Annotated in this window: 18 protein-coding genes and 2 pseudogenes; 12 read left to right on the top strand and 8 right to left on the bottom strand. The window is 65.6% G+C overall.

Annotation, left to right across the window (positions count from 1 at the left end):
* Window positions 1-884: 884 nt before the first annotated feature.
* Window positions 885-1532, bottom strand: a complete 648-nt coding sequence (gene fabR, locus LN450_RS18080; RefSeq protein ID WP_008574825.1) for an HTH-type transcriptional repressor FabR — start codon at window positions 1530-1532, stop codon at window positions 885-887.
* A 92-nt stretch (window positions 1533-1624) separates the two neighbouring features.
* Between fabR and LN450_RS18085 the strand changes: the two genes are divergently transcribed.
* Both LN450_RS18085 and LN450_RS18090 read left to right on the top strand, forming a co-directional pair.
* The gene (locus tag LN450_RS18085; protein ID WP_039417246.1) at window positions 1625-2701 is read left to right on the top strand and encodes a ferredoxin reductase; all 1077 of its coding nucleotides are present in this window, start codon (window positions 1625-1627) and stop codon (window positions 2699-2701) included.
* Between the two features lie 9 nt (window positions 2702-2710).
* On the top strand, window positions 2711-3832 hold the full coding sequence (locus LN450_RS18090; protein ID WP_011348875.1) for a fatty acid desaturase family protein: 1122 nt from the start codon (window positions 2711-2713) through the stop codon (window positions 3830-3832).
* 64 nt (window positions 3833-3896) lie between these two features.
* Here LN450_RS18090 and LN450_RS18095 read toward each other — a convergent pair whose 3' ends face one another.
* Window positions 3897-5459, bottom strand: a complete 1563-nt coding sequence (locus tag LN450_RS18095; protein ID WP_008574831.1) for an EAL domain-containing protein — start codon at window positions 5457-5459, stop codon at window positions 3897-3899.
* 379 nt (window positions 5460-5838) lie between these two features.
* Between LN450_RS18095 and LN450_RS18100 the strand changes: the two genes are divergently transcribed.
* Window positions 5839-6015: a hypothetical protein gene (locus LN450_RS18100; RefSeq protein ID WP_008574834.1), complete on the top strand. Its 177-nt coding sequence runs from the start codon at window positions 5839-5841 to the stop codon at window positions 6013-6015.
* A gap of 223 nt (window positions 6016-6238) precedes the next feature.
* Here LN450_RS18100 and LN450_RS18105 read toward each other — a convergent pair whose 3' ends face one another.
* From LN450_RS18105 to ubiK, 3 genes are all read right to left on the bottom strand, one after another.
* The gene (locus tag LN450_RS18105; RefSeq protein WP_008574836.1) at window positions 6239-6748 is read right to left on the bottom strand and encodes a lipocalin family protein; all 510 of its coding nucleotides are present in this window, start codon (window positions 6746-6748) and stop codon (window positions 6239-6241) included.
* A 339-nt stretch (window positions 6749-7087) separates the two neighbouring features.
* The gene (locus tag LN450_RS18110) at window positions 7088-8608 is read right to left on the bottom strand and encodes a YifB family Mg chelatase-like AAA ATPase (protein ID WP_008574838.1); all 1521 of its coding nucleotides are present in this window, start codon (window positions 8606-8608) and stop codon (window positions 7088-7090) included.
* A 15-nt stretch (window positions 8609-8623) separates the two neighbouring features.
* Window positions 8624-8902, bottom strand: coding sequence for a ubiquinone biosynthesis accessory factor UbiK (gene ubiK, locus LN450_RS18115; RefSeq protein ID WP_008574840.1), 279 nt, complete (start codon window positions 8900-8902; stop codon window positions 8624-8626).
* Window positions 8903-9055: 153 nt separating this feature from the next.
* Between ubiK and LN450_RS18120 the strand changes: the two genes are divergently transcribed.
* Both LN450_RS18120 and LN450_RS18125 read left to right on the top strand, forming a co-directional pair.
* Complete coding sequence (locus LN450_RS18120; protein WP_008574841.1) at window positions 9056-9430, top strand: P-II family nitrogen regulator; 375 nt, start codon at window positions 9056-9058, stop codon at window positions 9428-9430.
* Between the two features lie 477 nt (window positions 9431-9907).
* On the top strand, window positions 9908-11893 hold the full coding sequence (locus LN450_RS18125; protein WP_011348871.1) for a glycoside hydrolase family 84 protein: 1986 nt from the start codon (window positions 9908-9910) through the stop codon (window positions 11891-11893).
* A 203-nt stretch (window positions 11894-12096) separates the two neighbouring features.
* Here the strand turns inward: LN450_RS18125 and LN450_RS18130 are convergent, their stop codons facing one another.
* Window positions 12097-12753: an RIO1 family regulatory kinase/ATPase domain-containing protein gene (locus LN450_RS18130; protein ID WP_008574844.1), complete on the bottom strand. Its 657-nt coding sequence runs from the start codon at window positions 12751-12753 to the stop codon at window positions 12097-12099.
* Between the two features lie 543 nt (window positions 12754-13296).
* On the opposite strand from LN450_RS18130, the gene LN450_RS18135 reads away from it, so the two are divergent.
* Together LN450_RS18135 and LN450_RS18140 are read left to right on the top strand one after the other, a co-directional pair.
* Complete coding sequence (locus LN450_RS18135) at window positions 13297-14115, top strand: hypothetical protein (protein ID WP_011348870.1); 819 nt, start codon at window positions 13297-13299, stop codon at window positions 14113-14115.
* A gap of 184 nt (window positions 14116-14299) precedes the next feature.
* The gene (locus tag LN450_RS18140; protein WP_011348869.1) at window positions 14300-14911 is read left to right on the top strand and encodes a PH domain-containing protein; all 612 of its coding nucleotides are present in this window, start codon (window positions 14300-14302) and stop codon (window positions 14909-14911) included.
* 368 nt (window positions 14912-15279) lie between these two features.
* Here the strand turns inward: LN450_RS18140 and speE are convergent, their stop codons facing one another.
* On the bottom strand, window positions 15280-16137 hold the full coding sequence (gene speE, locus LN450_RS18145) for a polyamine aminopropyltransferase (RefSeq protein ID WP_011348868.1): 858 nt from the start codon (window positions 16135-16137) through the stop codon (window positions 15280-15282).
* A gap of 221 nt (window positions 16138-16358) precedes the next feature.
* Here speE and speA point away from each other — a divergent pair, with 221 nt between their 5' ends.
* The 5 genes and pseudogenes from speA to LN450_RS18170 all read left to right on the top strand — a co-directional run bounded on the left by speA (window position 16359) and on the right by LN450_RS18170 (window position 25702).
* Window positions 16359-18245: an arginine decarboxylase gene (speA, locus tag LN450_RS18150; protein WP_039417250.1), complete on the top strand. Its 1887-nt coding sequence runs from the start codon at window positions 16359-16361 to the stop codon at window positions 18243-18245.
* Window positions 18246-18382: 137 nt separating this feature from the next.
* The gene (locus LN450_RS18155) at window positions 18383-18553 is read left to right on the top strand and encodes a hypothetical protein (protein ID WP_164735716.1); all 171 of its coding nucleotides are present in this window, start codon (window positions 18383-18385) and stop codon (window positions 18551-18553) included.
* A gap of 621 nt (window positions 18554-19174) precedes the next feature.
* Window positions 19175-23118 (top strand): annotated as a pseudogene (locus LN450_RS18160) (amino acid adenylation domain-containing protein).
* Window positions 23111-24439 carry a glycosyltransferase gene (locus LN450_RS18165; RefSeq protein WP_011348863.1) on the top strand — a complete coding sequence of 443 codons (1329 nt, stop codon included), beginning with the start codon at window positions 23111-23113 and terminating at the stop codon, window positions 24437-24439. Before LN450_RS18160 ends, LN450_RS18165 begins: the two are co-directional and overlap by 8 nt.
* Before the next feature lie 136 nt (window positions 24440-24575).
* Window positions 24576-25702 (top strand): annotated as a pseudogene (locus LN450_RS18170) (acyltransferase family protein).
* Window positions 25703-25948: 246 nt separating this feature from the next.
* Here the strand turns inward: LN450_RS18170 and LN450_RS18175 are convergent.
* Complete coding sequence (locus tag LN450_RS18175) at window positions 25949-26704, bottom strand: SDR family NAD(P)-dependent oxidoreductase (RefSeq protein WP_011348861.1); 756 nt, start codon at window positions 26702-26704, stop codon at window positions 25949-25951.
* Window positions 26705-26713: the final 9 nt, after the last annotated feature.

Below are 26713 nucleotides of genomic sequence, written 5' to 3' on the forward strand. Positions count from 1 at the left end.
GCATCCGAGGGCGTTCGCTTGCCTCGGAGATCGGGTGACCAATCTCCTTGTCAGGACATCAGTCGAAGAGGGTGATGCGCACGTCTGCTTTCTTCGTGCGCACACACGATGCCGCGCGGTGGGCGCTGGGCAGTCGGTTGAGTGTGGCGGAGTTGAGCAGGGACATGAGGCCGATTGGGTAAAAGTGCAGACGTGGCTGCCGAGGGCGCGAACATTACCCGTGTCTTTTTAGCGATGCAAGCACTTTATGCAATTATGTTCTGGATTATCTCTCTGGCGGTCGGAGTCGGTCGTCGGAAACAGAATCAAAATCGCGTCGCGGCAGCAGGCGAGAGCCATTGCGTGGGATGGTCGACACAAGCGATGCCACGATTTCGAAATTCAGGACCAGGCGAGCCGACGCTGCGCGCGGCGAGCAATCGACATGCAATTCAAGCGGCGCGCTGTTGGCCGGTGCAGCCCGCGCCCCATGTCCACGCGGACACTGGACGCGCTCACGCGGCCTGCAGCCTTGTGGATTTGTAGGCCATGTAAGCCTTCGCCTGCAGCGCTTCCATCGCTTCGAGAGAATGGGGCGGCAGCTAGAGTTTTTGCCCAGATGCCGCATGCGTCGCATTGGGCGAGGCATCGCTCGTCGCGCATCGGTGCCGCGGGCCGTTTCGCCTCTGTGCCGATGACAGAGGGACGACACGTCACCGCGCGTTGTGTGCGCCCGCATGTCGCCAGTCACGCAGAATGGCCTGAAGTGTCGGATCAGAGTGGCTCGCAAGAGCGATGCCGCGCCCGCCACGTCTTTGAAGATCCGTGATCCGGCACGACGCTGACCGCCTGCGGTGTCCCTTCCGCCCGCACGCCAGCGCGCGCGCCAACGTCAGTGCAGACAATCAGCCTGCGTGGGTGCCCAGCGTGCGCGCGCCGGTCAGGATCATGCGCAGCATCTGCGAGATCTGCTCGATCAGCTCGGGATCTTTTTCCGGTGGCGAATCCATTGCCACCGCGCCCATCGCAAATACCAGCCGGGTGATCGCCTTGGACACCAGGGCAGGCGCGTGCAGCTTGGCGTTGTCGGCCGCGGCCAGGCGAATCAGGTCCACGCGCAGCTCGTCTTCGAAATAGGTGAGTTCGCGCTCCACCGCTTGCTTGAAGGCGTCCGAGCCCACCGCGCCTTCGCGCAGGAGCACGTGCAGCAGCTTGTCGTCGGCGCGCAGCTGTTCCATGAAGGCTTCGACCGAGACACGGATGACGCTACGGTCGGTAGAAGTCGCGCGCTGGCGCGCCTGGCCGATGATGGTGCGCAGCGAACGCCCGGCCCGATCGATCAAGGCCACGGCGAGCTCGTCCATGTCGCGGAACTGGCGATAGAAGCTGTTCGGCGCGATGCCTGCCTCGCGTGCCACTTCGCGCAGGCTCAGCGTGGACAGGCTGCGGTGCGGGCCAATCAAGGACAGCGCTGCAGCGATGAGATCCTCCCGTGAAATCGCCGGCTTGCGGGACGGCGGCGCGTCGTGGGAAGGCAGGGCGATAGAGGTCATGAGGCTGCAGCCGGGCGTGGGCCTGAATCATAGCCCCTCTGGCAATATACAAGTGTATACACGGCTGTGCATGCATGCGTATAGTGCGACCCATGAACCTGGCATCTCCTCGCAAGTCCAAGTCCCCGCTGCCGGCACGCCTGGCGCGCCGACTGGTGTCGCCGCAACTGTTCGATTTCTGGGCAACCCGGCTCAACCCGTTGTGGACGCTGGAACAGCCGATGGCGCGGCTGGTCCAGCGCACCCCGGCCAGCCGGGACGCGGTGACCCTGGTGTTGCAGCCCAACGGCCACTGGCGCGGCCTGCAGGCCGGCCAGCACGTGAGCTTGGGCGTGGAGATCGACGGCCGCCGCCTGTTGCGTAGCTACAGCCCCACGGTGCAGGCCGACGGCCGGCTGGCGATCACCGTCAAGGCGATCGAGGGTGGGTTGGTGAGCCGCTTCCTGGCGCACGATGCGGCCTTGGGCACGGTGGTCTCGCTGGCCCCGGCCTTCGGCGACATGCTGCTGCCGACCACGCCTACCCCGCTCGTGCTGCTGGCCGCCGGCTCCGGCATCACGCCGATGCGTGCGTTGCTGCAGGCCGCCGCGCAAGCCGGCATGCCGATGGACGTGGACCTGCTGTATTGGGTGCGCCAGCGCGACGAAGCCTGCTTCGTCGACGAATTCGCCGCGCTGGCCGCGGCGCATCCGCGCCTGCGTGTGCAACTGCTGACCACCCGCGAAGGCGAGACTCCTGCAGAACGCGTGGACACCTATTCGTTGGACCACATTGCCGCGCTGGAGCAGCGCCATGTGATGGCCTGCGGGCCGGGTGGTTTTGTGCAGGCCGCGCGCGAACGGCTGCAGGGACGCGTGGCTGCATTTCAGGCCGAAGCCTTCAGCGTGCCGGCACTGGACCAGGCCGAGACCGGCCAGGTGCAGGTCCAACTGTCACGCAGCGGCCGTACCCTGACCCTGCCGCGCGGCCAGTCGCTGCTGGAAGGGCTGGAAGCGCAAGGCCTGCGGCCCAAACATGGCTGCCGCATGGGCATCTGCAACACCTGCGCCTGCCCGCGCCAATCCGGCACCACCCGGCACCTGCTCACCGGTGAACGCAGTAACGAACCCACCGCACAGGTGCGCCTGTGCATTAGTGCGCCAAGCACTGACCTGATCCTGGATCTGTAAGGAATCTTCATGAGCCGAGTCCATAACCGTGCCCTGTCCGCTGCCGAACTGCAGTCTTTCGGCGACGAACTCGATGCCATCCGCGCGCGCGTGCTGAGCCAGGTGGGCGCCGCCGATGCGCGCTACATCCGCCGCATCGTGGCCGCCGTGCGCTGGACCGGCGTGGCCGGTCGTGCGCTGCTGTTCCTGGGTGCGTTCGTGCACAGCGTGCTGGTTCCGGCATGGATCGCCGGCGTGCTGCTGCTGGCGTTGTCCAAGATCCTGGAGAACATGGAGCTGGGCCATAACGTCATGCACGGCCAGTACGACTGGATGGGCGACCCGCAGCTCAACGGCAACACCTACGAGTGGGACATCGTTGCCACCGGCGACAACTGGCGCAAGACGCACAACTTCAAGCACCACACCTACACCAACGTGCGCGGCATGGACGACGACATCGGCTACGGCCTGCTGCGCATCTTCCCCGAGCAGCGCTGGCGCCCGTTCTACCTGCTGCAGCCCTTCATTGCGGTGGTGTTCGCGCTGCTGTTCGAATGGGGCGTGGCGATCCAGGACCTGCGCCTGGGCCGTTGGTTCGCCGGCAAGATGAAGGCGGCCGAACTGCGTGCCTCGTTCCTGCCGGTCGGCCGCAAGATGGGCCGCCAGATGCTCAAGGACTACATCGTGTTTCCGCTGCTGGCCGGCCCGTTCTTCCTGACGGTGTTGCTGGGCAACCTGGCGGCCAACGTGCTGCGTAGCATCTGGACCTTCGTGATCATCTTCTGCGGCCACTTCACGGCCGATGCGGAAGTGTTTCCGAAGGAATCCATCCGCAACGAATCGCGTGGCCACTGGTATCTGCGTCAGCTGCGTGGTTCGTCCAACCTGACCGGCGGCAAGCTGATGAACGTGCTGTCGGGTAACCTGAGCCACCAGATCGAGCATCACTTCTATCCGGACCTGCCGGCCAACCGCTATGCGCAGATCGCTGTCGAAGTGAAGCAGGTCTGTGTGCGCTACGGCCAGCACTACAACACCGGCTCGCTGCCGCGCCAGTTCGGCCAGGTGATGTGGCGAATCGTGCGCCATGCCTTCCCGAGCCGGCCCAAGCCGGTGCGGCAGAGCAGCGCTGCATTGCAGGGCGCGTGATCGGATTGCGCAACGCATGATCGACATCGAAAGGCCGCCAATGGCGGCCTTTTTGTTGCCGGGTTCATTGTGTCGCGCTGCGTGCCTGTGCGTAGTAGGCGATGAAACCAGTGGCCGGCAACGCGCGCGAGAACAGCCAGCCCTGCGCCAGATCCACGCCATGGGCGCGCAGATAATCGAGCTGTTCCTGCCGCTCGACTCCTTCGGCGATGGTGCGCAGCCGTAGCGTCTTGGCCATCTCGATGATGTGCGCGGTCACGGCGCTGGTGGCCGAGTGGGTGCCGATGGTGTCCACGAACGACTTGTCGATCTTCAACGCGTCCAGCGGCAGGCCCTGCAGATACTGCAGGCTCGAATAGCCGGTGCCGAAATCGTCGATGGAGACCGTATGGCCGGCACCGCGCAGATGGGTGATGGTGGTGCGTGCCGCATCGATGTCCATCAGGCTACGTTCGGTCGCCTCCACCCACAGCTGGCCGCTGTCCACGCCGGTGCCCCGCAACGCTTGCGCCAGCACGCCCTGCACGCGGCCGCTCTTGATGTCGTCGGCGGAGACATTGATGGCCACGTGCAGCGCTGGATCGGCGGCCAGGGTGGGGCCGAGTTCGCGGATGACTTCGGCCACCACCAGATCGGTGATCGGCAGGATCAGGCCGCTTTGTTCGGCCAGCGGGATGAAGGCGTCCGGCGGCACCAGCACGCCGTCGGGCTGCTGCCAGCGCACCAGCGCTTCGGCACCGACGCAGGCACCGCTGTCGAGCGCGATGATCGGTTGGTAGTGCACGATGAACTCGCCACGCTGCACGGCGATCTCCAGCCGCGCCAGTGGCGACAGCCGCCGCCGCGAGACCCACAGCACTGCACCGACCAGCAGCAGCGCCACTGCAATGCCGACCGGTACCAGCTGCAACCGTGCCGCCGCCAGCGGCCCGCGCAGATAGGCCACCGGTTCGGTGACCACCGCGGCCCAGTCGCCACGACGGTCGCGCCCGAACAACACCTGCGACAGCAAGAGGTCGCCCGGCTCACGCGTGGCTGGGGGGTCGGTCAGCAAGCGTTCGGCGGCGGTACCGGTGCTGCTGAGGATCTGCCCGTCCGGCGTGCCGATCGCCAGTTGCAGGCCAGGCGGAATATTGATGTCGGCCAGCGTGTCGGGGTTGATCAGGGCGTTGTAGTCGCCCAGTTGCAGCGCCATCAGCGGACGCTGCGGATTGGCCAACGGCAGCAGCCGCGTGGTCACCGCGATGCCGCGCTTGACCACGAAATCGGCGGTGCGCTGCGGAATGGTATTGCGCAGTTGGCCCCATGAGGTGCAGCTGAGGCGACCTTGTTGAAACCGTCCCAGCTCGACGATGTAGTGGCTGGTCAGCACCAGGGCGCGCATCTGTGCCAGGTGCGGAGGCGAGCACGGTGGCAACCGCGAGGCGGCCATGCTCAACAATGCCCCATGCGCCTCGTCGAAGGCGGTTTCAGTGCGCCGGATCGACAGCGCAGCCAGCTGGCTCAGCCTGCCCTCTTCGCGCGCCAAGGCCAGCCGCCAGGCCAGGTAGTAGGACAGGCCGATCGGCAGCGTTGCGCTCAGCAACACCAGCAGCACGGTGACACTGATGATGCGTTGGCGCTTCACCTCACCACCTGCGACGGCTGTGCTGCCGGTTCACGCATGGCTCCTCGAGAAATGCCGCCAGCGCAGGCTTGGGCAGATGGAAGGTGCACGCCAACCGGGTACGCGCGAACGGCGCACGTAGCGATTGGTGACGCACGGCATTGATTGATGAGGCTGCACGTCGCGAATGTACGACACACGCGTGCATTGCGCGCGTTTGCGGAGCGAAGCGGCTGTGATTTTTTTCCGATCGTCCTGCGTCGCATCCTGGCAGTCGGGGCCGCCTGCGGATTCACGCCACTGCACGCACTACCGCGCTACGGTCGGATCGTCTGCGCTCCCGCCCGGGAGCGGCGGGACAACGGTCCCACGCAAGGCGCTTTCACTGGAGGAATCACGCATGACAACGCAGAAAGAACGCGTCGGCGGCACCGATGCGGTGCCGATCTTCAAGATGCAGGAAACAACACGCGACGGCGAGCTGACCAAGTACGTGGTCGGCGATACCGGCGTGGCCTTCGACAGCCTGGAAGGTGCACAGGCCGCTGCCAGGGATCTCGGCACGCTCGACGATTGAGAGGACGAGCGCTGGCCTGCGCGATGGAACGGCTAGGCCAGTGCGCTGGGTCGCCATGGCCGTGGACATGGCGATTGCGTCGGTGGGCGACTGTCGTCTGGCTGGTCGTTGAGAGCATCGCGTGCCTGTCGTCCCTTGGTCGGTGCCTCGATGCGACCGGGGTTGCAGGCGCGACGGTGCTGCCGTTGCCGGTTTGACCAGTTCCCCAACCAGCCGGGGTCGCCTACGGAAGCGGTTGCTCGGTCAGCCGCCCGGTATGCGGGGTGTGGATCAGTGGCGCCAGGTCGAAGCCCTGTTCGCGCGCATGCGCCAGATAGGCCTGGGCGATGTTTTCGTCCAGCTGCGGCAAGCGTGCCAGTAGCCAGAGGTACTTGCGATCCGGGCTGCCGACCAGTGCAGCGGTGTAATCGGCATCGATGCGCATCACCCAATAGTCACCCTTGGTGAAAGGGATCCAGCGCAGACCTTCGGGCAAGAAGGTCACTTCCAGGCGGCTGTGCGTGTCGTCGATGGCGCGCGCCTGGCCGATCGCTTCTTCCAGCTCGCCTTCCGCGGTGAAGCAGCGATTTTGGACGCGCACGCTGCCGTCCTCTTCCAGGGTGTAGTGCGCCGACACATCGGTGCAGTCGGCATCCTCGAAGCGGGTCGGCAGGCGGGCGATTTCGTACCACGTGCCCAGGTAGCGATTCAGATCCAGCGAAGGGACCGTGGCGAGTTCGGGATGGTGGCTCATACAGGCCTCTGCACAATGGAGTGGCGCCTGTTGTACGTGTAGCGCCATGAAATGCATGTTGGGATGTGGCGCCAGCGGTCGTGCAGCGAGGGCGGGCGTCCGCGAGGGCACCGGCTCGGTGCGCACGGCCGGTTGGCACGATGTCGCTCGTGGGCCGATGCCGCGCGAGCGATCAATTGGCTGCATCCGATGAACTCCGTGGCGGCGAATGAGGTTGCGCACCGACATCGACACCGAAACCGAAACGATGCCCTGACAATGCGGGCGCTTTGCGGTACCAAGGTGTCACGCCAGCGGATGGCGTGCGAATCGCGCGCGCCTGTCGACCTGCCGAGCACGCTACGCCGCGCTGGCGGTGCCAAGCGCACGATCCAGTTTGCGGTAGCCGATCGCTTCGGTGAGATGGGGTGTGGCGATGTCTGGGCTGTCGTCGAGATCGGCGATGGTGCGCGCAACGCGCAGGATGCGATGCATCGAGCGTGCGGACAGCTGCAGGTGTTCGATGGCGCGCTCCAGCAGCACCTGATCGTCGTGTTGCAGGCGGCAATGGCGGTCGGTGTCGGCCTGGTCCAGTTGCGCATTGGGCAGCGCACCGCGTGCAAGCTGTCGCTGTCGCGCGGCGACCACGCGGGCACGCACGCTGGCGCTGTCTTCACCGAGGTTGCCGCTGCGCAGCGCCTGCGGAGGGAGGCGCGGCACTTCGACATGCAGATCGATACGGTCCAGCAACGGGCCGGAGATGCGGCTGCGGTAGCGACGGATGCTGTCGCTGCTGCAGCGGCAGCGCCCGCTGCCATCGCCTGCCCAGCCGCACGGGCAGGGATTCATGGCGGCGACCAATTGAAAGCGCGCCGGAAAATCCACGCTGCGTGCCGCGCGCGCGATCGTGACCACGCCCGACTCCAAGGGCTCGCGCAACACTTCCAGGGTTTGCCGTTGCCACTCGGGCAATTCGTCCAGGAACAGCACGCCGTTGTGAGACAGCGAGATCTCGCCGGGGCGCGGGTGCGTGCCGCCGCCGACCAGGGCCACTGCGCTGGCGGTGTGGTGCGGGGCGCGGTAGGGGCGTTGCCGCCAGCGGGCCAGATCCAGCCCACGGCCGCTGATCGAGGTGATCGCAGCGGTTTCCAGTGCTTCTGCTTCGCTGGCTTCGGGCAATAGACCGGGCAGGCGCGAGGCCAGCAGGGTCTTGCCGCAGCCAGGGCTGCCGACCAGCAACAGGTGGTGCCCACCGGCAGCGGCGATCTCCAGCGCGCGGCGGGCGTGCGGTTGCCCGCGCACGTCGGCCATGTCGGGCAGGGCGCGGGCGCCGAGCGCCTGCACTGCCAGCTCGGCGGCGGGCGCTTTCTGGCTGCCGTTGAGCGTCGCGCAGACATCCAGCAGGGTACGCGCGGTGAAGGCTTCGACGTGTCCGGCGATGGCCGCTTCGGCACCGTTGGCGAGCGGGACGATCAGCCGTCGTCCGGCCTGCGCGGCCGCCAGCGCCGCGGGCAGCACGCCGTCGACGCCGCGCAGCTCGCCGGTCAGCGCAAGCTCGCCGAGGAATTCGTAATCGGCCAGGGCCTGGCGGTCGATCTGCCCGCTGGCAGCCAGGATACCGAGGGCGATCGGCAGATCGAACCGGCCGCCTTCTTTCGGTAAATCGGCCGGTGCCAGGTTGATGGTGATGCGCCGGGCGGGAAATTCGAACTGTGCGCACAGCAGGGCGGCACGCACGCGTTCGCGCGATTCGCGCACTGCCGCTTCGGGCAGGCCCACGATCTGGGTGGAAGGAAGACCGCCGGAGAGATGCACTTCCACCCGAACCTCAGGCGCATGCACTCCCACGCGGGCACGGCTGTGCACCAGCGCCAGACTCATGGTGGTGGCCTTCGCTCAGGGGATGGTGGGCGGTGCAGCGGGTGGCGTGCCGGGCGCGCGCGCCTCCAGTGCGGCGACGGTCTGCTCCAGCGCGTCGAGTTTTTCGCGGGTGCGCAGCAAGACCGCGCGCTGCACGTCGAACTCTTCGCGGGTGACCAGGTCCAGCTTGCCCAGGCCGGCCTGCAGCGCGCCCTTGAAGGTGCTTTGCAGTTCTTCGCGCGATTGGCGCAGGCCCGGCGGCACCAGGTCGCTGAGGCGGCGGGCGAGGTCGTCGAGCTGGTTGAAATCGATCATGGTGTTCTCCGCAGGTCCGTAGGAAGCCTAGTGCAGGCCGGGACACGCGGGACATCGGCAAGGCAGTCGGCAGGCGGTAAGGATAGTCCCATTCGGCTGTCGTCCGCGGTGATGGCGGCGCGCGGTTGGATGAGTGTTGCGCCCGTCCACGGTATGCTGCGCGGCCGTCATGCCCTGGGACCTGCACCGATGAAAATGATCATGGCCATCGTCAAACCGTTCAAGCTCGACGATGTGCGCGAAGCGCTCGCCGGCTGCGGGGTGGCGGGCATCACGGTGACCGAGGTCAAAGGCTTCGGCCGGCAGAAAGGCCATACCGAGCTCTATCGCGGCGCCGAATACGTGGTCGATTTCCTGCCCAAGGTGAAGATCGAAGTGGCGGTGACCGACGACCAGGCCGAGCGTGTGGTCGAGGCGATCGTCGCGGCGGCCGGTACCGGCAAGATCGGCGACGGCAAGGTGTTCGTGTACGACCTGGGCACGGTGGTACGCATCCGTACCGGCGAGCTGGATAGCGACGCGCTGTAGGTTCGCAACGCGGCGCCCGCTGCTTGCCGGATGTGCGGTGGGTGGTGAGGGGTTTGCTGCCCTCTGCCGGCGCAACGACGATGCCCGGGCCACGTATTGCTGAGCCAGCGCCGCTGCTAGTGGCGCTGGATCAGGCGCATTGCAGGCATTGCACGGCTCACAGGAACCCGACCGCCCAAGTTCTGCGGCGCGCCACCTGCGCTGACTGCGTTGGCTGTGGCGCGCATCACCGCGGCTGATGCACGGCTGGGTGCATCCGCGCCAGGCCGCTCTCAGGCGCAAACGCCCCACTTTTCATACCATTTCAATACCGCCATGTATCGCTGCCGCACCTTTCTGGATTGCGATCCAGAAACAGGCTGAAGTCACCGCGCGGCAGCCTAGCGCTGGCCAGAATGGAAATCCCGGCCGCGCTTGTCGCCGCCGCCCGACTTGCCTACTCTAGGGCGTAGTACCATTCCAATACCGGAGTTCGAGATGAAGCCACGCAACAGTACGCCGGGCGTGCGCCTGCTTTCGGTATTGGTGGCGTTGGGCCTGGCTGCTCCGGCGTTGGCACAGGCCGTGACCGAACCGGTCACCCAGCCGGCGATCTATCCGACGCCGGTCTCGATCACGCTGGATGGCGCAACCGTGACCTTGGGCCGCTCGGTGGTGCTGGTGGTCGCCCCTGGCGCGGACAAGGCCACGGTGGCGCTGGTGCGCCGCATTCTCGACAGCGCCGGCGTCACCAAGATTGCGACCGCCACACGCCTGCCTGCCGCGCTGGACCGCCCGCACATCGTGCTCGGCACCGGCGATGCGGCAGTGGTGCGCGATGCGCTGACGCGCAGCAAGGCGACCCAGGACACCCATAAGGAAGGCTACACGTTGGCCAGCGTCGCGCTCGATCGCGGCAGCCTGATCACGCTGGCCGGCCACGACGACGATGGCCTGTTCCATGCGGCGCAGACGCTGCGGCAGCTGGTCGAGCGGCCGGCCATCCCGACGTTGACGATCCAGGATTACCCGGCCATGCCGATCCGCGGCACCATCGAAGGCTTCTACGGCGCGCCGTGGTCGATGAGCGATCGCAGCAAGCACATCGATTTCCTCGCCCGCACCAAGGCCAACACCTTCATCTATAGCCCCAAGGACGACCCTTACGCGCGCGATCGCTGGCGCGAGCCGTACCCGAGGGCGACCTTGAAGGCGCTTGGCCAGCTGGCCGCTACCGCCAAGCGCAATCACGTCGATTTCGTCTATGCGATTTCGCCTGGCCCCACCGTGTGCTTCTCCGATCCGGCCGATGCCAAGGCCTTGTTGCGCAAGTTCGATGCGTTCCGTGCGCTGGGCGTGCGCAGCTTCTACGTGGCGCTGGACGATATCGAATACACCAAGTGGAATTGCGAACGCGACAAGACCACCTTTGGCGAGTCCGGCGCGCAGGCGGCCGGTATCGCGCAGTCGCATCTGCTCAATCTGGTGCAGGCCGATCTGGTCGCGCGCCACGATGCGGCCGCTGAACTCATCATGGTGCCGACCGAGTACTACGACGCCAAAGAGAGCCCGTACAAGGAAGCCTTGCGCAAGCATCTTGACCCGAAGATCGTGGTGCAGTGGACCGGCACCGATGTGGTGCCGCCGGCTATTTCCATTCCCGATGCGCGCGCGGCCACCAAGGCGTTCGGTCGCAAGACGCTGTTGTGGGACAACTACCCGGTCAACGATTTCGAAACGTCGGCCGGGCGCCTGCTGATGGCGCCGTATGCGCGGCGCGAGGCGGGTCTGTCGGCCGAGTTGTCGGGCATCGTCTCCAACCCGATGAACCAGGAAGCGCCCAGCCGCGTCGCGGTGATGGGTGTGACCGCGTTCGCCTGGAACGACAAAGACTACGACGCGCAACGCACCTGGCATGCGGCGGCGCGCGATCTGGCCGGCGGCGATGCGCGCGTGGCTGCGGCCTTGCTGACCTTCTTCGACACCCAGCATCTGGCGCCAACCTTTGGCAGCCAGCCGTGGCAGGAACAGGCTCCACGCTTGAAGGCCGTGCTCGATCATGTGCGCGAGGCAATCGCGCTTGGCGATGCGGCAACGCGCACGGAGGCGATTGCCGAACTGGCACGCGCTGCCGACGAACTGGCTGCGGCACCGCAGATCATCCGCGACGGCGTCGCCGACAAGGGCTTTGCCGAGCAATCGCGTCCCTGGCTGGAGGCAATGGAGGATTGGGGCCAGGCCCTGCAGAAGACGGCAGCCGGGCTGGATGCGGCAAATCGCGGCCACACGCAGGCGCCGGCCTTGTTTGCCGAGGCGGCTGCGATCGCCGCCGTCGCAAGCCAGATCCCAACGATTCCCGGCGCCACGCGCTTCGGCGGCCCGGTCAAGCTCGCTGACGGCGTGCTCGACCGCTTCATCGCGCAAGCGCCGCGCTTGATCGCCTATCGCGTGCCGGCGGTTGCCGACTCGGCAGCAGCAAAGTGATGGGGGAGTGCAATAACACAGCGACGCGCATCGGGAATTGCTCGCGTCGCTGTGCCTGCAAATGCGGGAGCGCCATTGCCACTGCATCGCAGCACCCGGCATGGCGCGCTGGAAGGACGTCTGTGCTGCAGATCAAACCGACGACATCAGCGCAGTAGCTGGGCGTAACGGTGTGCCCAGCCGCCGTTAGCCAGCAGCGCTGATCACGCCTTGCCTTTCAAACGCCGATATAGCCGCTTCCAGCCGCTGCGAATCGCATGCACCCAGCGCGGTTCGGCACTGCGGGCCGATTCGTCGGCAGTCGGTGCGATGCCGGCAAGGCGCTGGCGCATTTTCTGAAAATTGGCCACGTCGCTGCGCTGCAGCTGACGCGCCAGCGTGCCGCGCCGCAGCCAGCGCGGAAATCGCCACGCGGAGGTGAAATCGATCAGCACCGGCACGCCGGCACTGACCACCACATTGGTGCCGTGCAGATCGTTATGGGTGATGCCGAACGCATGCAGCCTGCGCAGCGCCTGCTGCAATTGCTGGAAGACCTCCTGGCCCACGACGGTGCTGGCGCTGAGCGTGTCGCCTGGAATGAATTCCATGCCCAGCGCCAGCCCGCCCAGCGTGCCGAGCAAGGCCGGTGCATGCCGCCAACCCTGCAACTGCCGCAGCATCCTGGCCTCGTGGCGCACCATGAGCCGGGCGATCGGCGACAACAGCGTGCGGCGATAGCGGCCGTAGTCCTTGACCACTGCCGGTTGCCCGTTCACATGGGTGCGGTAGACGTCCGGCTCGAGCAGCCGGGTGCCTTGCTTGAGCAGAACGGGAGTGACGAGGTGCAGGCTGGACACGTCCAGCGGCTGGTAGTGCATGGCAGTTCTCCAGACCTTGGCGGCGCGGAGCTGTCACGCGTTGCGCAGGTTCACGGTGATCGCGAGGGTCGGTCTGCCCAATTTTAGAACTTGTGAGTATGGAAATTATATTTATTTAACAAATGAAATGTTCCGGGAGTGGAACAGCTTTTGGAATCAGGTGTTTGGCGGACCCCACCAGGATCGGCATGTGCCAGCGAATGCATGCAAACCTGCCACCCCAGGCCATGGTGTCGTTCCGCCAGCGTTGCGTCCTGCTTCAAGATAGGCGCTGTCAGCGCAACACGGCGTGTGGTGGCGGTCACGCCGCTTCTTGACAGCGATTGAGACTCCAGACACTGTGCCGGCTGCGGTCAGGGGGCTGCAGCACGCGTTAACACGGGCACGCTCTTCGAGCGTCGCCTGCATCGATGTCGTACGACATCCGGTGATGCCGGGTGCGCCTCCGAATGCGACCGCAACTGCGCCACTTCCAGACGCCGTCAGGTGCCACCTGCGTGCGCAAGGATGCGGAAACGATGGAGTACGACTCATGGGGATGCAATGAAAAGGACCGCAACAGTGCTGTTGGCTTGCACGGCGTTCGGCGTCACGGCTCAGGCCTCGGCGCAGTCGTTGTCGCGCGGCTGGGACAGCTACCGTCAACAGCAAAAGCAGCAGGCCGGCACCCAGCGCGCCACCGCGCCTGCAGCGCCATCCTCGCGCCCGGCGCAAGCGGGCGTTGGCGGAGCGCCGGCCGCTGTCGGTGGAAGCGGCAGCCAACCTGGTGCGTCCGGCGGGTTCACTACGGTGACCGAGCAGACTGAGGCGGTGGCAGTTCAGCCTGCCGCTGCTTACCCTGCAGCGCCTGTCCCCGCAGCGCGCTACACACGGGTGGAGGAATCGCGCATTGAAAGGGGCGCGTTCATCGGCGTGCAGCGTGGTCGAGGTGAGGTTTTCAGTGGCTATAAGCAAGACATGCTTGGCCTCAGCGCCGGCTATCGCTGGCGTGCTGGCTCGGTCACGTTGATCGGACTTGAGGGATCGATTGGACGCCTGGAACGCGGCGATACAACCGACGATGTCTTTATCCCCGCAGTGAAGTTTGGCGGCATCGGGGGTACGGCACGTTTCAATTTTGGTGACACTCCACTGTTCGCGGTAGTCCGCCTCGGCTCATGGTATGCCGAGGTCGCAGACATGAGCGACGAAATCTTTGGTGGTTACGCAAGCCTCGGCCTGGGCGTCGATATCGGCAAGCATGCGAGCGTGAGCGCGATGTACACCAACTACGTCTACGCCAATGACTACTACGACTATGCTCAAGACACCACCATCAACCGTGCAGAGGTACTGAACGCAGTAGTGGAAGTCCGCTTTTAACTAGCGATGTCGAAGGGCGGGCAGCAGCGCTCACCCTTCCCCGTCACGCGGCATGCAGCGCGATGCCGCGGACGGCAATCCATTTGAAGCTGCACCGCAAACGGTCATCGGCATTGCACAGCCATCCATGCGGCTTGCTGTAGTGTCTTGGTCAACGCACTGATTCAGCCATGGGCGAGGGCAGATGGACGCATTGGCGAAGTTCTTGACAGACGAACAGGACCCGGTGGCGGTGGGCAAGATCCTGCCCAAGATCACCGAGTTGCTGACCCGCGACGAGCAGGTCGAGTACATCGCCGTGCAGAAGAAGATGGTGATGAACCTGTCGCCGGATGCGGTGGTGCTGACCAACCGTCGCTTCATCGTGGTCTACCCAAAGCTGCTCGGCATGACCTTCCGCGATTTCCCCTGGCGCGAGGTGCTCGATGTGCACATGAGCGAACAGATGCTCGGAGCCACCATCATGTGCCGCACCACGCAGGGCGCCTACGCATCCATCGACAGCCTGCCCAAGAGACAGGCGCGGCGCGTGTACGCCTATGCGCAGCAGGTGGAAGAATCCGCCTACGAACAGCGCCAGCAGCTGGAGATCGACAAGTTGCGCGCGGCGGCCGGTGGCGTGGTGGTGCATGCGCCTGGTGCGCACGGCGCAGCAGTGCCCTTGCAAGCCAGTGCCGTTCCTGCAATCGACGATCCGGTGCAGGTGCTGAGCAAGCTCAAGCAATTGCTGGATGCGGGGCTGATCACGCAGGACGAATTCGACGCCAAGAAGACAGAAGTGCTGGCGCGCTTATAGCGTGCGCAGGACATCCGCGCATCGGTCGGCTTCCACTACGTCGGCCCATGGATCGCAGTGACGCAGCAACTGACGCGTCCATTGCACGGCGGCGCTGTCGGTGGATCGCCGCGCCAGAAGGCTGCTGGCCGCGCACTGGCCTCACGCTCCAGCAGCGCCGCGCGACTACGGCAGCCTGATCGGTGCGAATGCATCAGCCCGCGCGCTGTAAGCACGCAGGCCATGTCACGCGAAAAAAACTAGCAAACCGGCCGGGCTTATCGCCAAGCGGACGCAGCCGGCTGCTGTAACCCGCCACGTCCATCCAAGCGCCGCGATTCAACGCATGTCGTCTGCGCTTTTTGCCGGCGATGCTCGGCCAACCGCGATTACTCGCCCAGCGCCTTGGCCACGAACGGCGGGGCAACCAGCACGCCGGTGTGCAAATGGGCGGTGTAGTACAAGGTGTCGAAGCCCTTGGCCTGCGCGTCCGCTTGGCGAAAGGCGAAATCGGCGTTGGCCTGCTTGCTGGCCATGGTCACGCTCCACCAGCCGGTGGGGTAGCACGGCTGCGGGAACGGCAGGGTCTTGAACGACTGGAAGCCGGCCTTGCCCATTTCGGTGCGCATTTCGTTGATCAGGTCCAGCAGCGCCAGCGGCGATTCGGACTGCTGCACCAGGATGCCCTCGTCCTTCAAGGCCTTGAAGCAGCTTTCGTAGAAGGCCTTGTTGAACAGGCCCTCGGCAGGGCCGACCGGGTCGGTGGAATCGACGATCACGATGTCCACGCTTCCGGCCGGGCAATTGGCCATATAGGCCACGCCGTCGTCGAACAGCAGTTCGGCGCGCGCGTCGTGGTTGGCATCGCACAGCTCGGGGAAATACTTCTCCGACATGCGGGTGACCTGCTCATCGATATCGCATTGGGTGGCGCTTTCCACGCCCGGGTGCTTGAGCACCTCGCGCAGCGTGCCGCAGTCGCCGCCGCCGATGATCACCACGCGCTTGGGCGCGGGGTGGGTGAACAGCGCCGGGTGGCTGATCATCTCGTGGTAGAAGAAATTGTCGCGGCTGGTGAGCATCACCGCGCCGTCGATCAGCATCAGCTTGCCCCAATCGGTGGTCTGGTAGATCTCGATCTTCTGGAACGGGGATTGCACCTCGTCCAGCTTGCCGCTGATGCGGAAGCCGATCGCCGAGCCGGTCGGCTGGAAGTGTTCGATGTACCAGTTGTCGTTGGTGCTCATGCGGACGTCCTAATGCTGGAAGAAGCGGGCGGTTCCTTCTCCCGGCGGGAGAAGGTGGCGCGTAGCGCCGGATGAATGTCGGGTGCAGCCTCGCGCAGCCAACCTGCGCCAACCCCGCTCCAACCAGGAGCGGGGCGTGAAGTCGGCGCGGATTGTAACGGACCCTGCGCATGCCAGGCGTTACACTTCACGCCCTTTTTTATTCCAGCCGAGACAGCGAAATGAGCGATTGGTCCCTCGACCAAGCCCGCAAGACCTATTCGATCCCGCATTGGGCCGACGGGTATTTCGATGTGAACGCTGCCGGACACGTGGTGGTCACCCCGACCGCCGATGGCCCGGCGGTGTCGCTGCCCGAGGTGGTGGATGCCGCGCGCGCAGCCGGTGCCAAGCTGCCGCTACTGGTGCGCTTCCCGGACATCCTGGGCCAGCGCCTGGGCAAGCTGCAGGCAGCGTTTGCGCAGGCGCAGTCGGAGTGGGACTACGCCGGAGGCTATACGGCGGTGTATCCGATCAAGGTCAACCAGCATCGTGGCGTGGCCGGCACCCTGGCCGGTCACCACGGTGAGGGCTTCGGGCTGGAAGCGGGCAGCAAGCCCGAGCTGATGGCGGTGCTGGCGCTGTCGCGTCCGGGCGGGCTGATCGTGTGCAACGGCTACAAGGACCGCGAATACATCCGCCTGGCGCTGATCGGCCGCAAACTCGGCCTGCAGACCTTCATCGTCATCGAAAAGCCCTCCGAACTGACCCTGGTGCTGGAAGAAGCACGCGCGCTGGACGTCAAGCCCGGCCTGGGCGTGCGCATGCGCCTGGCCTCGCTGGGCGCGGGCAAGTGGCAGAACAGCGGTGGCGACAAGGCCAAGTTCGGTCTCTCGCCGCGCCAGGTGCTGGACCTGTGGAAGACGCTGCGCGACACCGAGTACGCCGACAGCCTGAACCTGCTGCATTTCCATATGGGCTCGCAGATTTCCAACGTGCGCGACATCGCCAACGGCATGCGCGAGGCCACGCGCTATTTCGTGGAGCTCTCGCGCCTGGGCGCAAAGATCAGCCATGTGGACGTGGGCGGCGGCCTGGGCATCGATTACGAAGGCACTCGCTCGCGCAGCTATTGCTCGATCAACTACGGCCTGCACTCGTATGCCAGCAACATCGTGCAGCCGTTGGCCAGCGCTTGCGAAGAGCATGGCCTGGCCCCGCCGCGCATCGTCACCGAGTGCGGGCGCGCAATGACGGCGCACCATGCGGTGCTGATCGCCAACGTGTCGGAAGTGGAGCAGGCGCCGGAAGGCCGCGTGCCGGTTGCGCACGACGATGAGCCGGCCGCGATCCGCCACCTGCGCGAGATCCATGACGAGCTCGATGTGCGCCCGGCGGTGGAGCTGTTCCAGGAAGCCCAGCATTTCCATGCCGAAGGTTTGAGCGCGTATGCGCTGGGCCAGATCGACCTGCCGCAGCGCGCGCGCATCGACGATCTGTTCTACGCCATCGCACATGGCGTGCGCGCACGCCTGAGCTTCGATGAGAAGAGCCATCGCCCGGTGCTGGATGAGCTCAACGAGCGGCTGGTGGACAAGTACTTCGTCAACTTCAGCGTGTTCGAATCGATCCCGGACGTGTGGGCGATCGATCAGGTGTTCCCGATCGTGCCGATCGAGCGCTTGAACGAAGCGCCGCAGCGGCGCGGCATCATCGCCGACATGACCTGCGATTCCGACGGCATGGTCAAGACCTATGTCGAGAACGAAAGCCTGGACAGCTCGCTGCCGCTGCATGGTTTGAATGCCGGCGAGAGCTATCGCATCGGCTTCTTCCTGGTGGGCGCCTACCAGGAAATCCTGGGCGATATCCATAACCTATTCGGCGATACCGATGCGGTGGAAGTCGTGGTGAATCGCGATGGCTATCGCATCGCACAGCAGCGCCGCGGCGATACCACCGACGTGATGCTGGACTACGTGGGCTATCAGCTGGACACGCTGCGTGCCACCTATGCCGAGCGCATTGCTGCCGCAAATCTGTCGCCCGAGCGGGCGCAGGAACTCGGCGCTGCGTTGGAAGCGGGGCTGACCGGCTACACCTATCTGTCCGACGAGCCGCTGAGCTGATCCGCAGTGCGCTGCGGCTGGTCCGCAGCGCTGGCTGTGCGCGACATGGCCCATCTTGCACGCGCTCCTGCCGCGAGCGCCGCTTGCAGCAGCAGGGACATCACCGACATGGACGCTGCAGGTTCTGCAACGCGTCGATGCGCCATCGCGCCGACGTCGGTTGCGATCTCGCACTTCAAGTCGACCTGCTTCGTCGCATCGAGCAAGAGCGCCTGCGCTTACCTTGCGCGAAGCCGTCGATCGGTTCGACTCACGCTTTTCGCGCGTTTGTGCTGCATGCCGATGACAATCAGGCGACCATCGCGTGATCGTGCGCTTGTCGAGGCAGACGCGTTGAACGCGTCTTTTTTTCTCCTGAAGTGATTTGCCGAATAACCTAATTCCGGCAACGCTGATTTGGAATTGGTCTTATTCAATGCGGCTTTTTATCTGCCGTGGTGCGCGCATATTTGTCTTGAAGCCCATGCGTATCGTCGGCCATGCCCTACGCCGGATGCGGCGCGGAAATTGATCGGATGTATGCATGCAGAACACTAGTTCAAATCACACTTCAGTGAAAAAATTTTAGGTATCACGCGATTTCCGTGATTTTTTGCACGGTTTCGGCCCCGCGCGAATTGTTAGTGTTCGTTTAACTTGTCGGGATACAAGTGCTTCAACGAGCCACCCGCACACCGGGGTTCGATTGTGCGAGTCGCTGTGCTGTGCGTCTTCATCATGCGTTTCCATCGCGTATTGCCGGCAAGTGTCGGTGGTCGGCGGTGTTTCTTACCCCTCGTTTTCTTAGGCCAGGTGCTGATTCGGCGTCCATCGACCGCATAACGGTTGAGGGGTGTCGACGGACTGCGCGCCACACCAGAAGGATGCACGCAATGCACGCTGACGCCTCTCCCGTTTTTCCCCTGACCAAGGCGCAACGTGGCCTTTGGGTGGCCAACAAGTTGCATACCGACAACACCTTGATGTTGGCCGAAGTATTGGAAATGTTCGGTCCGCTCAATCCCCAGGTGCTGATCCGCGCCAGCATGCAGCTGACGCACGAGTTCGATACGCTGCGCCTGTGTATCGTCGAGCGCGAGGGCGTGCCTTCGCAGGTGGTCTTGCCCGCGTACAACGGCACGATTCCATACTTCGACGTCAGCTCAGATCCTGCTCCGCGTAATGCCGCCGAACATTGGATCGACGAAGAAATCCGCAAGCCGGAAGATCTGCAGAACGGGCCGCTATGGCATTGCGCGGTGTTCCGTCTTGGCGAAGATCATCATCTGTGGGTGCAATGCGTGAGTCATCTGGTGATGGACGGCTATTGCGCGTCGATCATGATGCAGCGCATGGCCGTGCTCTATAACGCCTACCTGGCCGACGTGGAGCCTGCGCCTGCGCAGTACGGCAGTGCACTGTCGCTGCTCGAAATGGAACAGCACTATCGCAACTCCGATCGGTTCCAGCGCGATCGCGAGTACTGGATGCAGCAGTTGGCCGATCTGCCGCCGCCGGCGACGCTGGCGCGGCCGGGCAATCAGCTGTCCACCGGGTTGTTGCGCGGCACCGGGCAGTTCTCGCCGCAGCAGGTGGTGCGTCTGCGCGCGCTGGGCAAGGAGTACGGGGCCAGCCTGCCGCAGATGCTGATTTCGCTGATTGCCGCGTACTACTACCGCTGCACCGGTGCCGAGGATCTGGTGCTGGCGATGCCGGTGACCGGCCGCATCAATGCGCGCTACCGGCAAACCGCAGGCCTGGTGGCCAACGTGATTTCGCTGCGCCTGAAGATGGATCCGCAGCAGCCCATCCATACCTTGTTCGCGCAGGTGTCGTCGGTGGTGCGGCATGCATTGCGCCATCAGCAATATCGCTTCGAGGACGTACGCCGCGATCTGGGCATGTTCGGGATGGAGCAGAAGTTCGCACGCCTGGCGGTGAACATCAAGGCCTTCGACTACACCTTGCGCTTCGGCGAGGCGTACGCGGTGCCGCATAACCTTTCCAACGGCCCCGCCGATGACCTCACCATCTTCTGCTACGAACGCGGCGATGGGGCAGCGCTGCGTTTCGATCTGGATGCCAACCCGGCGCTGTACGACAGCGAGGAGCTGGCCGAACACTGCCGTCGTCTGACCCATCTGGCCGACGCGGTATTGGCCGATCCGGAATGCGCGCTGGGCCAGGTCGATGTGCTCGGCGATAGCGAGCGCCGGCGTTTGCTGCATACCTGGAACAACACCGCAGCGCCGCTGCCGGAACCGGCCACGCTGTTGCACGGCATGCTGCAACGCGCCGAGTTGATGCCTGCGGCCGTGGTTGCGCAATACGACAACCGCACGCTCGACTACGCCACGCTGTGCGAGCTTGCCTCGCGCATCGCTGCGCAATGGGTGGCCGATGGCGTGCGCCCTGGCGATGTGGTCGCGGTGGCGTTGCCGCGCAGCGAACACTTGCTGGTGGCGTTGCTGGCGGTGATGTGGAGCGGGGCGGCGTATCTGCCGCTGGATCCGGAGAGCCCGGCCGCACGCAACCGCCAGATGCTCAACGATTCCGGTGCCATTGGCCTGGTCTGCGAGCCAGCGCTGTGCGAGCGCTATCTGCTCGGTGGCATGGTCTGGCTGGATCCGCGCCCGGCCGTGTTGCCGGAGGCAATCGCACCGCTGGCGACGCCCGACGGCACCGCGTACGTGCTGTACACCTCCGGCTCCACCGGCGCGCCCAAGGGCGTGGAGATCAGCCATCGCAACCTGTTTAATTTCCTGCATGCGATGGAACACGAGCTGGCATTGCGCCCGCGCGACCGTGTGCTGGCCGTCACCACCATCACCTTCGATATCGCCGGGCTGGAGTTGTACCTGCCGTTGCTGGTGGGGGCGCGCGTGGTCATTGCACCGGCCGGTATCAGCCACGACCCGCGCGGCCTGTCGCGGTTGATCGCCGACGAACACATCAGCGTGGTGCAGGCCACGCCATCGCTGTGGCGTATCCTGCTGGCCAATGAGGATCTGGTGCTGGATCGCATTCATGCGTTGATCGGCGGCGAGGCGTTGGTGCCGGAACTGGCCACCCAACTGCTCAGCCGGGTGTGGGGCGCCTGACCCAGTTGTACGGGCCTACCGAAACCACGATCTGGTCGACCATCATGCCGTTGCAGTTGACCGATGCCGCCGCACCGCCGATCGGCAGGCCGCTGCTCAATACGCGCGTCTATGTGCTGGATGCGCAGCGGCAACCGCTGCCGACCGGTGCGATCGGCGAGCTGTATATCGGTGGCGCAGGCGTGGCCAAAGGCTATCGCGGCAAGCGCCAGCTGACCAGCGAGCGCTTCATGCGCGACCCGTTCGCCGACGACGGCAGCAGCATGTACCGCACCGGCGACCGCGTGCGTCAACGCAGCGATGGCCTGCTGGAATTCATCGGGCGCGCCGATGCGCAGCTGAAGATCCGCGGACATCGGGTGGAGCCGGCCGAAATCGAAAGCGCCCTGCTGTTGCATTCGCAGGTGGCGCAGGCGGTGGTGGTGGGCCACGGCGATGGCGAGCATGCCTTGCAACTGCTGGCCTATGTGGTGGGCAAGCACGGCAATGCGCCGTCGATCGAGTTGTTGCGCGCGCATCTGCAGCAGCGCCTGCCGGCATCGATGATTCCCACCCTGTGGGTGCCGCTGGAGGCGTTGCCGCTGACCCCCAACGGCAAGCTGGACCGGCGCGCGTTGCCGGCGCCTGGCGCATTGCCGCAACGCGCGCATCTGGCGCCGCGCGATGCGCTCGAACGCCAGCTGGCAACGATGCTGCAGGAGGTGCTGGGCATCGAAGTGGTGGGCGTGGACGACAATTTCTTCGAGCTTGGCGGCGATTCGCTGCGTGCGGCGGAAATGGCCGCGCGTTTCCCGCAGATGTTCGGGGTGGAACTGCCGCTGGGAACATTGTTCCATGCGCCGACGGTCGCCGGCCTGGCCGAGGTGATCAAGCGCAGCGCACACACGCCCAACGACCCGCTGAGCGTGCTGTTGCCGCTGCGTGCAGGCACCGCCGGCAGCACGCCGCTGTTCTGCATCCATCCGGTCATCGGTCTGGGCTGGTCGTATCTCACCTTGCTGGGTCAGCTGGATCCGCAGTGGCCGGTGTATGCGCTGCAATCGCCGGGCTTGAGCGACCCGCAGCACCGTCCGGAGAGCATCGAGGCGATCGCGCGCGATTACCTGGCGCGTCTGCGCAGCGTGCAGCCGAGGGGGCCGTACCGTCTGCTGGGCTGGTCGCTGGGCGGTTTGATCGCGCACGCCATCACCGCCGAATTGCATGCGCTGGGCGAAGAGGTCGAGGTGTTGGCCATGCTCGACAGTTACCCGCATCTGGAACAGGCCGCAGCGTTGTCGGAATCGGAGAACGTGCGCGCCTCGGTGCACGCGTTGGCCTTGCATCTGGCGCCGGGCCAGCCGATGCCGACCACGGTCGCCGAGCTGGCGAGCCTGTTGTGCGATCACTACGGGCTGAACGAATTGCCTGCGGTGCGCCAGTTGCTGGAGCAACGTCCCACCTTGCTGGACGATCTGGGCGCCCTCACCCAACATCACCTGCAGCTGGCGCGGCGTCATCGGCCCAGGCAGCTGGACCAGGATGTGGTCTTTGTCGAAGCGAGCGTGCGCATGAGCTCCGGCGGCGACGATGCGCTGTGGGTGGATTACCGTCCCCAGGCGTGGCACCCGTACGTGCGCAACCTGCAGCTGCACGTTCTGGACAGCGACCACCATTCAATGCTCTCGCCGACGCATGCGGCCACGCTCAGCACCTTGCTGCACGCGGCCACCGCAGAGGCCACCCGGGCTGTGCGGCCGGTGGGACAGGCCGGCCGTGGCGCGGTCGCCGGCGACGGAGTGACCGAATATGCCTGAGTCCAGCGCCGATCCGTTACGCCAGCGCCCGGTGGTGATCGCCACCCTTGGCACGCATGGGGACGTGCGCCCGATCATTGCGCTGGCCCTTGGCCTGCAGCGGCGCGGTTATCCGGCGCGGGTGCTGACCAGTTCCAACTTCGAGTCGTTGATCCGTGCGCACGGCCTGGAATTCTTCCCGCTCAGCGGCGATCTCCAGCAACTGTTGCACGACCATCCGGACGTTGCCGAGATGCGCGGTGCCCCTGGCATCTTGCGCAAGAAGTTGCTGGAGTGGGCGCGCGATTGGCCCGCGCAGGGCCGCGCGGCGTGTGCCGATGCCGGCTTGATCCTGGGCGTGGGCAGTGCCAGTTTCCTCGTCCATAGCCTGGGCGAGGCGTATGGCGTGCCGGTGGCGTTTGCGCAGTTGCAGCCGCTCACCGAGTCGCGCCACCTGCCGTTGATGCTGATGCCCAACCTGCGTCTTCCGGGACGTGTCAACGTGGCATTGCATCGCCTGATGCGCTTTGTCGGCTGGCAGCTGATGCGGCCGGCCTTCAACGATATCGTGCGTCCGGCGTTGGGGCTGCCGGGATATCCGTGGAGCGGTCCGGATCGCAGCGCACTACGCGTGATCTACGGCTATAGCGCGCACGTGTGTCCGCGTCCGCCGGACTGGCCGGAGAGCGCGCAGGTGTGCGGCTTCTGGCAGCTGCCGCCGTCGCAGTGGCAACCGCCGGCCGCGCTGCAGGCGTTTTTGCAGGCCGGGCCGCCGCCGCTGTATATCGGTTTCGGCAGCATGACCAGTAGCGCGGTCGCGCAGCTCACTGCCACGGTCAAGGCAGCGGTGCGACTGACCGGGCAGCGCGCGTTGCTGGCCAGCGGCTGGGGCGGTCTGGGGGCCGGGGACGCTGTCGCCGATGATGCCGAGCGCTTCTTCCATCTGGAACAGGCACCGCACGATTGGCTGTTCCCGCGCGTGGCGGTGGCCGTGCATCACGGTGGCGCCGGCACCAGTGGTGCTGCGTTGGCGGCGGGCATTCCCTCGGTGGTGCTGCCCTTTGGCTACGACCAGTTGTTCTGGGCCCATTGCCTGGCCCAGCGCGGCGTTGCGCCGCCAGCGCTGGCGCGTGCGGGGCTGCAGCCCGAAGCCCTGGCCGCTGCCATCCGGCAGGCGGGCACGCCGGCCATGCGTGCGGCTGCGCGCGCACTCGGTCAACGGATCGGCCAGGAAGACGGCGTCCGCAACGCGGTCGATCAGCTGGAAGCCTGGCAATTGCTTGAACCCGCGGCAGTGACGCCCGCGGCGGCCGCACGGACCGAGCAGCACGCCATCGCATAAGCATGGCGATGCTGCGCATCCGCCGCAGCGCTGATGCGCGCACTGCGGCGCGGTGGAGCAGTGCGTGGTTGGCGGCGACACCCTGCGCGCTGCCGGCATGCGGCACAATCGGGCTCCCTCGGTTGATCTGGCCCGCATGCGCTATCCCGCTTTGGACCTGTTGCGTGGCATCGCCATCGTCTGGGTGATGCTGTTCCATTCGTTCGTGGTCGGCGGGTTGGGTCCGGACTGGGAATGGCTGTCGCGCTACGGCTGGATGGGGGTAGACCTGTTCTTCGTGCTGAGCGGCTTTTTGATCGGCACCCAGGTGCTGACCCCGCTGTCGCGCGGCAAGCCACTGGACTTCGCCGATTTCTACCTGCGCCGCGCATTCCGCATCCTGCCGGCGTTTTTGGTGGTGTTGGCGATCTACATGGCATGGCCGGGTTTTCGCGAATCGCCCGGGCTGGCGCCATGGTGGATGTTCCTCACCTTCACCTTGAATCTGTTCGTCGATACGCCGAGCAGGCGGCGTTCTCGCACGCATGGTCGCTCTGTGTGGAAGAGCATTTCTATCTGGTGTTTCCGTTGCTGGCCACGTTGTTGTTGCGGCGTCCATCGGCGGCACGCGTGGTCGCGGTGTGCGTGGTGGTGGTGGTCGCCGGCATCGCGCTGCGCACCAGCGTGTGGCTGCACAACACGGCGCTGGATCAGATCGGCAGCGGCCAGCAGCGCAACTGGTTTGTCGAAGATCTCTATTACCCCACCTGGAACCGACTGGACGGTTTGCTGGCCGGTGTCGTGCTGGCAATGACGAAGGTCTTCCGCCCCCGCACATGGCAATGGCTGCAGCAGCGCGGCAACACCTGGGCGCTGGCCGGTGTGGCCATGCTGGCACTGGCGATGTGGTTGTTCCGCGAGCGCACCGGTTTGATCGGCAACGCGGTGGGCTGGCCGGTGCTTTCGCTGGGGCTGGCCTTGCTGGTATTGGCAGGCACCGCGACCGACAGCGCACTGGGCCGGCTACGGGTGCCGGGTGCCGCCTGGTTGGCCGCCATTTCCTACAGCGTGTATCTGACCCACAAGGAGATGTTCCATGTGACCCAGGGCTGGCTCGGCGCCACGCTGGACGGACGTGGCATCCTGGCCTTTGCAGTGTATGGCGTGGTGGCGCTGGCGGCGGGTGCGCTGCTGCATTACATGGTGGAACGTCCGTTCCTGCAGCTGCGCGGCGCGTTGCTGCGGCGGCGCGCAGCCGTGCGCCGCGATGCCGAACTTGCGTGATGCGATGGTGCGGAGAACGGCGAGCGTGCACGGGTGGCGGCGTGGCGGCCGCCGCTGCAGCACCTGGTGTCGGGCAACCGGTCTGCGCAGTTGCTGCGACCATGCAGCGCTGATGTAACGAAAAGCCGCGCAGTGCGCGGCTTTTCGATGCTTCGTTCGATGCTCGGAAGGGCTTGCGCGGCGCAGCGGGGGGTGCGGCTGGCGCGCTGCACGCCCACCGCCTAAGCCCTTGCTTCGGTGCACGCCTCACTGCGCGTCGCGGGCCACCTGGAACCCCGCAAAGGACTGCGTCACCGGCATGATTTCCAGGCGGTTGATGTTCAAATGCGCCGGCAGGCTGGCGACATAGAAGATCTGTTCGGCGATGTCTTCGGCCGTCATCGGGGTGGCGCCACGGTACAGCGTGTCGGACGCGGCCTGGTTGCCGCCGGTGCGCACCAGGGTGAATTCGGTCTCGGCCATGCCCGGTTCGATCGAGGTCACGCGCACGCCGGTGCCGTGCAGGTCAGAGCGCAGGCCCAGCGAAAACTGCTGCACGAAGGCCTTGGTACCGCCGTAGACGTTGCCGCCGGTGTATGGGTAGGTTGCCGCCACCGAGGCGATATTGATGATGGCGCCGCGGCGCGCAATCAACGCCGGCAGCAGGCGGTGGGTGAGCGTGACCAGCGCGGTGACATTGGTGTCGATCATCTGCTGCCACTGCGCCAGGTCGGCCTGCTGCGCCGGCGCGGTGCCCAGCGCCAGGCCGGCGTTGTTGACCAGTACGTCGATGTCGGCGAAGGCCGGCGGCAGCGCGTCGATCGCGTCCGACAAGGCGTGTGCATCGCGCATGTCGAACGCGGCGGTGTGGACCTTCCCGGCCGGCAGTTCAGCGGCCAGCGCCTGCAGGCGTTCGGCGCGCCGGCCGGTGGCGATGACCTTCCAGCCGGCTGCGGCGAAGCGGCGCACGGCGGCGCTGCCGAATCCGGAGGTGGCACCAGTGATCAGGACGGTCTTGGACATGGGGGACTC

This window comes from Xanthomonas euvesicatoria pv. euvesicatoria, assembly GCF_020880415.1.
In the GTDB taxonomy this organism is placed as follows: Bacteria; Pseudomonadota; Gammaproteobacteria; order Xanthomonadales; family Xanthomonadaceae; genus Xanthomonas; species Xanthomonas euvesicatoria.